This is a genomic window from Collimonas sp. (assembly GCF_039923675.1).
In the GTDB taxonomy this organism is placed as follows: domain Bacteria; phylum Pseudomonadota; class Gammaproteobacteria; order Burkholderiales; family Burkholderiaceae_D; genus Collimonas.
This window is the reverse complement of the sequence record NZ_JBDTCG010000021.1, coordinates 1-9,798: the sequence shown is the minus strand read 5'-3', so window position 1 is coordinate 9,798 and position 9,798 is coordinate 1. Positions and strand designations below refer to the sequence as shown.

7 protein-coding genes and 1 pseudogene are annotated in these 9,798 nt (G+C 56.5%); 3 read left to right on the top strand and 5 right to left on the bottom strand.

Going from position 1 to position 9,798, the window contains the following annotated elements; all coding sequences use genetic code 11:
* Positions 1-362 precede the first annotated feature (362 nt).
* The 4 genes and pseudogenes from ABI171_RS05965 to ABI171_RS05950 all read right to left on the bottom strand — a co-directional run.
* Positions 363-1,299 (bottom strand): annotated as a pseudogene (locus ABI171_RS05965) (Tn3 family transposase); the annotation flags it as partial.
* A 102-nt stretch (positions 1,300-1,401) separates the two neighbouring features.
* Positions 1,402-2,133, bottom strand: coding sequence for a GntR family transcriptional regulator (locus ABI171_RS05960; RefSeq protein WP_348099240.1), 732 nt, complete (start codon positions 2,131-2,133; stop codon positions 1,402-1,404).
* Between the two features lie 209 nt (positions 2,134-2,342).
* Positions 2,343-3,428, bottom strand: a complete 1,086-nt coding sequence (locus ABI171_RS05955; protein WP_348099239.1) for a BMP family ABC transporter substrate-binding protein — start codon at positions 3,426-3,428, stop codon at positions 2,343-2,345.
* An 80-nt stretch (positions 3,429-3,508) separates the two neighbouring features.
* Complete coding sequence (locus tag ABI171_RS05950; protein ID WP_348099238.1) at positions 3,509-4,321, bottom strand: outer envelope protein; 813 nt, start codon at positions 4,319-4,321, stop codon at positions 3,509-3,511.
* A gap of 550 nt (positions 4,322-4,871) precedes the next feature.
* On the opposite strand from ABI171_RS05950, the gene ABI171_RS05945 reads away from it, so the two are divergent.
* The 3 genes from ABI171_RS05945 to ABI171_RS05935 are packed head-to-tail and all read left to right on the top strand — an operon-like array spanning position 4,872 to position 8,504.
* Positions 4,872-6,491: an ABC transporter ATP-binding protein gene (locus ABI171_RS05945; protein ID WP_348099237.1), complete on the top strand. Its 1,620-nt coding sequence runs from the start codon at positions 4,872-4,874 to the stop codon at positions 6,489-6,491.
* A 25-nt stretch (positions 6,492-6,516) separates the two neighbouring features.
* Entirely contained in the window at positions 6,517-7,578 is a 1,062-nt protein-coding gene (locus tag ABI171_RS05940; protein WP_348099241.1) for an ABC transporter permease, read from the top strand.
* Positions 7,575-8,504: an ABC transporter permease gene (locus ABI171_RS05935; RefSeq protein WP_348099236.1), complete on the top strand. Its 930-nt coding sequence runs from the start codon at positions 7,575-7,577 to the stop codon at positions 8,502-8,504. Before ABI171_RS05940 ends, ABI171_RS05935 begins: the two co-directional genes overlap by 4 nt.
* Positions 8,505-8,573: 69 nt before the next feature.
* On the opposite strand, the gene ABI171_RS05930 is transcribed toward ABI171_RS05935, so the two are convergent.
* The gene (locus ABI171_RS05930; RefSeq protein ID WP_348099235.1) at positions 8,574-8,819 is read right to left on the bottom strand and encodes a hypothetical protein; all 246 of its coding nucleotides are present in this window, start codon (positions 8,817-8,819) and stop codon (positions 8,574-8,576) included.
* Positions 8,820-9,798 lie beyond the last annotated feature (979 nt).

The window sequence follows — 9,798 nt, the reverse complement described above, 5'->3', positions numbered from 1 at the left end:
CCGCAAGAGCGATGGAGAACCAGGGGCGAAAACGATCTGGCGCGGTCTGGATCAGGTCATTACAGCAGCGCAGACGCTACGCGCACTGCGCGAGGGACTTGGCTGACTTGTGTATAACGACATGGGTCAGATTACGCAAAGATATTGACGTTTAACAATATTTTTGTATATGCGGCTGAGTTGGTGGCAATTGTTGCCGTGTACGTGTGGCACATTAAATCGATATGGCAGGTACACGGCTTATTGGTGAAAACGCCGGGCAGCGCGGCGCTTAAAGGTGCTGAAGGCGTGGGGCTTACGCGGTAACGAGGGTCGGCCGGGATTCGTGTAAAAATACCCAAATTGCGCTGTAACCGTCTGATTTATTGAAGAATTCTTGTTTTATAGTTCATCGGCGGCAGCGCTCTCTCCAAATCAAGCGTGTAAACGCCGTACCGGTTGATATGCTCGGTTCGGTACGGCGCGAGGCCGGCCAGAATCTTTTCATCAATTGGCAGCCCCTCCCCCTGCATTTCCTTCAGCACACCAGTCATCGCCTCGACGTTGTGAAGAATGGTCAAGTTAGCCACCAGCTGATTGTATTTCACCACTTTGCGCTGCTCGTGACGCACGTTTTCCGCGATGATGCCTTGGTTGCCAAAGAACAGCCACTTGATGAACTGATTGAACTCCTCGCTCTTGTTGGTCGCCGCCTGGATCGTTTTACGCAGTTCCACATCCCTGATATATTTGAGAAGGAATTCGGTCCGCACGACCCGCCCCAACTCGCGGAATGCGAAATACAGCTTGTTCTTCCTGCTCGCCGTGCCTAGGCGGCGCAGGATCGTTGATGGTGTGATCTTGCCGGCCTTAATGGATACCGCCGTAGCCGCCGTAGCGGATGTGATACTCGGAGAGTAGGTTTTGCTCGTACATATTCCATTTGGTCCCGTCAGCCGACGCGCTCTTCCCCGAGCCCCAGTATTTCGGCAGCAGAAATTTGTTGTAAGCGTTGATAACCTGGACAATGGCCTTTTCCAGCCGCTCCTCGGTGATGTGATGCAGATTGAGCCAAGCTACCTGTTTGCGGCTCAGGTCCTTGACCGACCGTGCGGTTTGCGTGGCGCCGAGATTACAGCCGTAGCAGAACAGCGTGGTGATAAAGCGTTTGCGAGGGTCGTCGACCTTGGAGTCGAATCCGGACAGCGGACCAAACTGCTTATGGAGGTCCAGCCAACCCTCCGACTCCACCAGGATGTCAAGGATATTTTTTTCAGGCAGCCGTGTGGTGAGAATTTTGTCGATCTTCTCCAGCGCCTCCGGCTTCGCGTCTTTTGCATGCTTGCGCAGAATCAGTTCGGTATTGGGAAAAGTCGAGCTGGCAACATCAGCAAGATTCATTTGGCGGTCGACAACTATGGATTAGCCGTTTTTACCCAGCACGTCGCGCAAATCGAAATTGCCAGGAGCATCGGGAAGCACGCGATCCTCGCACTGATGTAAGTGATGCGCCATACGCTTTTGCGCTTCCTCGATGTCGCCGTTTTCCAACGCAGTCAATACCGTGTCATGTTCATCGAATGAACAGATATTGTGCCCCTGCGTTTCTGTTTTGGCGATCATGAGTGTGGTGCGTGAGACCAGTTTGCGCAAGTTTTCAACCAGCAGGAGATTGCCGGCGAGCTCTGCCAAAGCAAGATGGAATTGCGCCGACAACCGGATCCAGCGTGGCCGGTCGCCACTCAGAAAGGATTGGCGCTCTTCTGCAACCATCTTGCGCAGGCTCGCCAGTTGACGCGACTTGGCAACCAGTCCGATTTTATCGAGAACTGCGCGTTCGAGAATGTTCCGCAACTCAAACATGTCTCTGACTTCGGTAGTGGAGGGGCTGGCGATGAAGGCGCCGCGATTCGCCTCCAGATCTACTAGGCCCTCTGCCGCCAGGCGCGACAAAACCTTGCGCACGGTATGGCGGGCGGTCTCGTAGATTTGGCATAAGACCTGCTCTGTGAGCTTAGTCCGTGGCGGCAAGCGATGCTCCATGATGGCGTCGTAAATGTCTTGATAAATGCGTTCTTCCAGCGTCACCGAGTGATCGCGTGTTGCAGTCTGCGGTGCGAGAGACAAATGAGGGGTCTTTGTCGATTTATTCATTGCGAGGCATCGAACGGCATATTGAGGTCAATAAAAATTGTTGACAATTTCATGAAAGCTATTTCACCGAATAGCGCATCATATGCCTATTTGCAGATAGGCATCGACCGATGTAAAAATGGCTTAAATCTGCGTATCCTCAATTGTCGAACGCATGCTCTTCACGCGTAATGCGAGCAAAGAACATGCTGTCGACATCGACCGTTTATTTACTTTGGCAGTGAGCCTTCCACACCGTCGACTAGCCAGTTGATGCCCTGCAGTTCTCCCATCGGTAATGCTGAGCCTGCGGGGACCTTGGTTGCGCCAGTATTGTCCTTGAGCGGACCGGCAAAAGGATTCAGCTTGCCATCGACGATGGCCTGTTTCTTTTCGTTGAAAAGCTTGGCCACATCAGCCGGCACCGACGGATTCAACGCTGACAGAACCACCAGGTTTTCTTTAATCCCCCACAGTGTCTGTTCAGGCTTCCAGGTTCCCGCCAGCTCGCGTTTGACTTCCCGGCTGTAGTACACGCCCCAGTTTTCGGTGTTGGCGGTCAGGTGCGCCTTGGGGCCGTATTTGGCCATGTCGGTATCCCAGCCGAATGCATGCACGCCTTTTTCCTGAGCGACCTGGACCACGGCCGGCGAATCGGTATTTTGCGCAAGCATGTCAGCCCCTTGCGCTACCAGCGTTTCGGCAGCCTGGCGTTCCTTACCCGGATCGTACCAAGTGTTGACCCAGACTACCTTGGTCTTGATCTTGGGATTGACGCTCTGTGCGCCTAGCGTGTAAGCGTTGATGTTGCGCACGACTTCCGGCACCGGGAATGAGCCGACGAAGCCAAGGGTGTTGGACTTGGTCATTTTGCCGGCAACGATGCCCAGCAAGTAGGCGCCTTCATAGAAACGCGTCTGGTAGGTGCCAGCATTGGCTGCAGTCTTGTAGCCGGTCGCATGCACGAAATGGACTTTGGGGAAGGATTTGGCGACCTTGATGGTCGGATCCATATAGCCGAACGAAGTGGTGAAGATCAACTGGTTGCCGTCGGCCGCTAGTTGCCGGATCACGCGTTCGGCGTCGGCTGTTTCCGGCACATTTTCAACGTAGGTGGTTTTGATCTTGCTGCCGAATTCCTTCTCGATTGCAAGCCGGCCCTGATCATGCTGGTAGGTCCAGCCGCCATCGCCGATCGGTCCCAGATAAACAAAGGCCACCTTCAACGGCTCGGCAGCATGCGTTGCGGGGAGAATGCCTAGCATCAGGCTGGCGCCAGCCGCAATGGCTGCTACTGTAGATCGCACTCGAAACATGAAGAACTCCTTTATATGGCAGAAACAGGTGGCAAAAATTTCCCGTCAGTAGAGATGCGAGAAACTGGATAAAGATACTTTTAGAAGTGGTACTCGACGCGTACCATCGGTGTTTTGGCGAGCGAGCCGCGGACGTCGTGTGGATTGCCGAACTTATTACGCCAGTATTGATACTCAAGACCGGCTCGCAGCGTGTTTTTGCCGAGGCCCAGAGGTGTGCCAAGGTCGTACATCACTTGGGCGTCGATATTCAATTCCGGCGCAGTGCCGCCGCCGAACTCGTTCTTTCCCTTGGCGGCGATGTAGTCCATATAACCTTCGAATGCAAAGCCAGTGGAGCCGATAGGAATGCCCCATGCCGCATTGAGCATAGGGTGCAGGTCGTAAGTGTAGCGGCTGGTGACGCCGACCGGCTGGTTACTTTCCTGCAGCAACAGCAAGCTGATATTCAGAAAACCTGGCACATCCATCATCAAGGTCGGCCCTAGCACAAGCATGCGTTTTTTCGATGCATAACCAATATCGTTCTTGGTGTTCCAGTCGAAGCCGGCAGTCACGCCAAGGCCGCGAACCGGACCAAAAGACAGGTCTTTTCCAGAAACTTTGCCAAGATCTAGCGTGTTGCGATAAACAATGTAGGCTTCCTGCGCATTGCTGTCCTTGCTATCGGATTGCAGCAAGTCGACGTTGAAAAAATTCGTGCCGTATTTGTAGCCGCTGGCATGAGTCAGGTTCAAGATGTTCTTCGTGATGCCCTGGCCGACGAACGGCTCGGCAAACTGAGTGCCATAGCGATAGCCGATCGAGGTATCGCTCCATTCCGCGGCGCCGGCCTGCTGAACGGCAGTCAGCGCGGCTGCCGCCGTCAGCACGTGAACTGCGAGTTTACTCATTTGTATTGCTGCCTGCTTTGCCATGATGCTTTTCCCCAAGAAAGTGAATGAACCAAAAATTAAAACCCCGTTTTTTTATCCGATTAAGGTTGGCTTGCCGTGTTTCGCCAATCGCTTTTTTGAAATTATCAAAAATATTGTCGACAATTACGGATTCACCTGTCAGCAATTGTTATGCCAGGAAAAAAGACAGGGCGGCCGAGCTCGATTAGCTTAGTAATGGCGCAAATCAGTGCCTGCTTGCGTCAAACCGGATCGTGATGCGATGTTTTGGTGCGGACACGGGAAATATGGCGATATATTTTTTATAAATATTCAGACCTTTAGAGAAAGTCATGTATCGCAATTCATTATTTTTTGTCGACAAAAATATCGCCACAATGATGCACAAGCCGCCGCCGGGCGAAGATTCGTGAGGCACGCACTTGCCTGACGAGAGGGGGGTGGGGATTTCCTTTGGCGGTCTTCCGTGCAATTTCAACTCTGGCACGACAATTGCAGTTTCCCGTTACTCATTCTTGTTACTCATTCTTTTTAAACGGGCTCTGCGATGGATCTCCCTCCAGTTTCTTCAGACCTGCCGCCTCGCCTGGTTCTGACCGGCATCAGCAAGCGTTATCCGAGCGTGGTCGCCAATGACGGCATCAGCCTGAGCGTCCGGCACGGCGAGATTCATGCTTTGCTGGGCGAGAACGGCGCCGGCAAAAGCACGCTCATGAAAATCGTCTACGGCGTCACCAAACCGGATGAGGGCACCATCCTGTGGGAGGGCCGTTACCAAACCATCGCCAGCCCGGCGCAGGCGCGGCGCATGGGAATCGGCATGGTGTTCCAGCATTTTTCCTTGTTCGAGACACTGACCGTCGCCGAAAATATTGCGCTGGCATTGGATGTGCAGATGGCAAAACCGCTGCTAGCTGCACGGATTATCGAGGTGTCGGAAAAGTACGGGTTGCCGATCGATCCACAGCGCTTGATACACAGCATGTCGGTAGGGGAGCGTCAGCGCGTGGAAATCGTGCGCTGTCTGTTGCAGCAGCCAAAGCTGCTGATCATGGACGAGCCGACCTCGGTGCTGACGCCGCAGGCGGTGCAAACCTTGTTCGCGACCTTGCGCCAGCTGGCCGCAGAAGGTTGCAGCATTCTTTACATCAGCCACAAGCTAGACGAGATCCGCGCCTTGTGCGACAGCGCTACCGTGCTGCGCGGTGGGCGGGTAAGCGGATCGGCCATTCCCAGGAACGAGACCAACAATAGCCTGGCGCGCATGATGATAGGCGGCGAACTGGCTGAGTGCCACCTGGAGCCGCAGGCAACCGGCGAGGTGCGGCTGTCATTGGATAATTTATCGCTGGCCACTATCGACCCGTTCGGGACCACGTTGAAGGCCGTCAGCCTGGCCGTGAAAAGCGGTGAAATCCTTGGCATCGCAGGTGTCTCGGGCAACGGCCAGAAAGAATTGCTGGCTGCCCTGTCGGGAGAAAGCTTGAGCTCGCACGGCCCGATGATCGAACTCATGGGGCAGCCGGCCGGCCAATTGAATCCGGCCCAGCGACGGCAGCTCGGCCTGACCTTTGTGCCGGAAGAGCGGCTCGGGCGCGGCGCAGTGCCGGCCATGAGCCTGGCCCAGAACGCCTTGCTGACCGGCGCCCGCCACGGCATGGTCAGTAAAGGGGTGATGCGGCATGCCGCGATACGGCAGTTTGCCAAAGACGTGATCAGCCGCTTCGGCGTCAAATGCGGCGGCGAGCAGTCTGCGGCGTCCAGCCTGTCGGGAGGAAACCTGCAGAAATTCATCGTCGGCCGCGAAACCATGCTCAATCCACAAATGATGATCGTGGCGCAGCCGACCTGGGGCGTAGACGTCGGCGCGGCGCAGTTGATCCGGCAGGCGCTGATCGATTTACGCAAGCAGGGCGTGGCGTTGCTGGTGATCTCGGAAGAGCTCGATGAGTTATTCACCATCAGCGATCGCATCTGTGTGCTGGCCGACGGCCGCTTGTCGCCGGCGGTGCGACTGGCCGACACCAGCATCGAGCAGATCGGCAACTGGATGAGCGGAAATTTCGATGCACTGCCGTCCGCGGATGCAGATGCAGAACCTGCCGGCGGCGATCCCGCTCATCACTCTACATCTATCAAACAGGAGACTCACCTTGCTCAAACTTGAACGCCGTCCGGCCCCGTCGCCCGTCATGCGGATTGCCTCGCCGTTGTTTGCGGCAGTGGCGATGCTGCTGACGGGTATCGTCATTTTTACTATGCTCGGCAAGAATCCGGAACAGGCGTTTTACGTATTTTTCATCAAGCCGCTGCAAACCATGTACGGCTTCGGCGAGCTGCTGCTCAAAGCCACACCGCTGTTGCTGTGCGCACTTGGACTGGCGCTGGGTTTTCGTTCGAATGTCTGGAACATCGGCGCCGAGGGCCAACTGACCATGGGCGCGATTGCCGGCGGCGGCGTGGCGCTGTGGCTGGGCGACAGCGGCGCGGCCTGGGGCCTGCCGCTGATGCTGGTCGCCGGCGCGCTGGGCGGCATGGCCTGGGCGGCGGTCCCGGCCTATCTGCGCAATCGTTTCAATACCAGCGAGATTCTGGTGACGCTGATGCTGGTGTATATCGCCCAATTGCTGCTGTCGTATCTGGTGCATGGCCCATGGCGTGACCCGCAAGGTTTCAATTTTCCGCAATCGAAAACCTTCATCGACGCGCATCTGATACCGATTCTGATCGAAGGCACGCGCACCAACTGGGGCTTCGTTCTGGGCTTGCTGCTGGCGCTGGCTTCCTGGCTGTTTTCCTCCACGACCTACGCCGGTTATCGCATGCAGGTTGCCGGCCTGGCGCCTGCGGCGGCTGCCTATGCCGGTTTCTCCAACAAGCGCAACGTCTGGATCGCGTTGCTGATCAGTGGCTCCAGCGCCGGCGTGGCGGGGCTATGCGAAGTGGCCGGCCCGATCGGCCAGTTGCAGGCGCAGATATCGCCTGGTTACGGCTTCGCCGCCATCATCGTCGCCTGGATCGGGCGTCTGCATCCGGTCGGCATCGTGTTCGGCTCGCTGCTGATGTCGCTGTTGTATCTGGGCGGCGAATCGGCGCAGATGCAGATGGCGCTGCCATCGGCCATTACCGGCCTGTTTCAAGGCCTGCTGCTGTTTTACCTGCTGGCGGCAGATCTGTTTATCACCTTCAGGCTGAAAAACGTCAGTGTGGCTCGCCAGTCCGCTCCTGTTGCCATCGTCGAGGAGGCCGCATGAATCCCGCCAGTCCCGTCCTTCCTATCATTACCAGCACCGTGGTCGCAGCCACGCCGTTGATCTACGCCGCACTCGGTGAAACGGTGGTCGAAAAGGCCGGCGTGCTCAACCTCGGCATCGAGGGCATGATGCTGGTCGGCGCCGTGGCCGGTTTCGCCGCCGCTCTGGCGACAGGCAGTGCGACGCTCGGCTTCGTCGCTGCGGCGGCAGCCGGAGTCGCCATGTCGCTGATCTTTGCCTTTCTGACGCTCAGTATGCAGGCCAACCAGGTGGCGACCGGGCTGGCCCTGACATTGTTCGGGATCGGCCTGTCAGCCTTCGTCGGACACAGCCTGGCCGGCACCCCGATTCAAGGCTTGCAAGGCGTCGAGATTCCGTTGCTGTCGCAATTGCCCCTACTTGGCAAGCTGCTGTTTCACTATGACGTCATGGTCTATCTGTCGCTGGTGCTGTTGCTGGCGGTGTACTGGTTCCTGAGCAAAAGCCATACCGGCTTGAAAATGCGCGCGGTAGGCGAGTCGCCGACGGTGGCGCACGCCATCGGCCATCCGGTGATTCTGATCCGTTATCTGGCGGTCATGTTCGGCGGTGCCACGGCCGGTGTCGCCGGTGCTTACCTGTCGATCGTGCAGACTCCGATGTGGGTGGAGGGCATGACCGCAGGCAAGGGCTGGATCGCATTGGCGCTGGTGGTGTTTGGCACCTGGAAACCGCTGCGCGTGGTATGCGGCGCTTACCTGTTCGGCGGCGTAACGGTGCTGCAGTTGTACGCCCAGGGTTTCGGACTTGGCGTGCCGTCAGAGTTGCTGTCGATGCTGCCTTACGCCGCGACTGTAGTGGTGCTGGTGATCATCTGCCGCGATCCTAAAACCATCTTGCTGAATCAGCCGATGTCGCTCGGGCGCAGTTTTCATCCGGATGCCTGACGCCCGAGCGAGAGGTTTCCGATTCGCACGCTTGCGCTTCTAGCGGAGGATCGATCATGGTTGTTGCAGCTATGAAGGCTCGGTTCCCGCCAGGCGCGCCGCTTCGCGTACGGCGTCGGCATTGAGTTTCAGTCCACGCGAGCCGGTCAGCTTGCCCTCCAGATGTTCGGCCACGGTAACGGCAGGATAGCGCGCCGGATGTTGTTCGTCGGCGCAGCCGGGCAGGCAGGAAACGACGGCGTCTGCATTGCCGTCATGAAAATAGGCCGCTGAGCGGCGCGGGATTACTCGTCCGTCGGCATCAACCGGCGCCACCAGGCGTCCATTCCATTGTGCGCCAGGCTAACTGGCATAGGAGTAGTGAGTGCAAGTCTCATACAGACAAGGTCTAGCGAACCAATCTGGCCCCGAGTCATGCGCGGTGTCACGTAAGTGGCAACGTGAAGCGTTGACAGGGGAGGATGTGGGCAGGGTATTGAGCCGCGAAACGGACATTTCCGGAGTGCTGACGTTTTAATGGAAACGGAAGGCAATATGAATGATGGCGTTAGCCGCGAGCCATCGCTCGACTCCGCGCGGTCTGAGACCCCGAGCACGCATCGAAGCTCCATGCGCGGGACCTGGGAGATCCTGCCAGCCTCCAACGGGGATCATCAGTTGGAACGGTCGGGGAACGCCTCTGGCGGGAAGTCCGACCGGTACGTTGGCAGGAAGTCGGACGACGGCATAGTACTGCAGAAGCACCCGAACAATGCGCATGCGGCGGAGGGTGTGGAGGGAAGGCCGTCGACCAAGAGGAACATCGAGCAAGCTGCCGCGGGCCGGACGCAGAGCCGGGAAACCGCGTCGATCGGATTGCTGGGTGTGCGTGAAGTAGCAAGAAAGGATAAGCGAGCGCGCTTTACGGCGCTCATGCATCACCTCACATTCGATCAACTTCGGAACAGCTTCTGCGCTCTCAAGCGCAACGCTGCACCGGGACTGGATAATCAAATGGCATACAGGCAATATCCGTTAGAGAATACGTGCGCTGATCGATGTAAGTGTTTGTTTATTAAATTAAATTAAAATTTTACATAATACAAATTATGCGAACTTAAGTCGATCAGATAATAATGAAAAGCCTGTTTCTAACTGGGAACTGGCTTTTTCATTTTCTAGAAGGAATAACAACAACATGAAGTATCCAAATTTAAGGGACGGTAACCTCCGAAAATTCCATCGAAAAACGTCGGTTGAAAGGTTTCTGGCCATAGCAACTGTGCGATATGGTTTCCCGCACAAATTCTTGCCG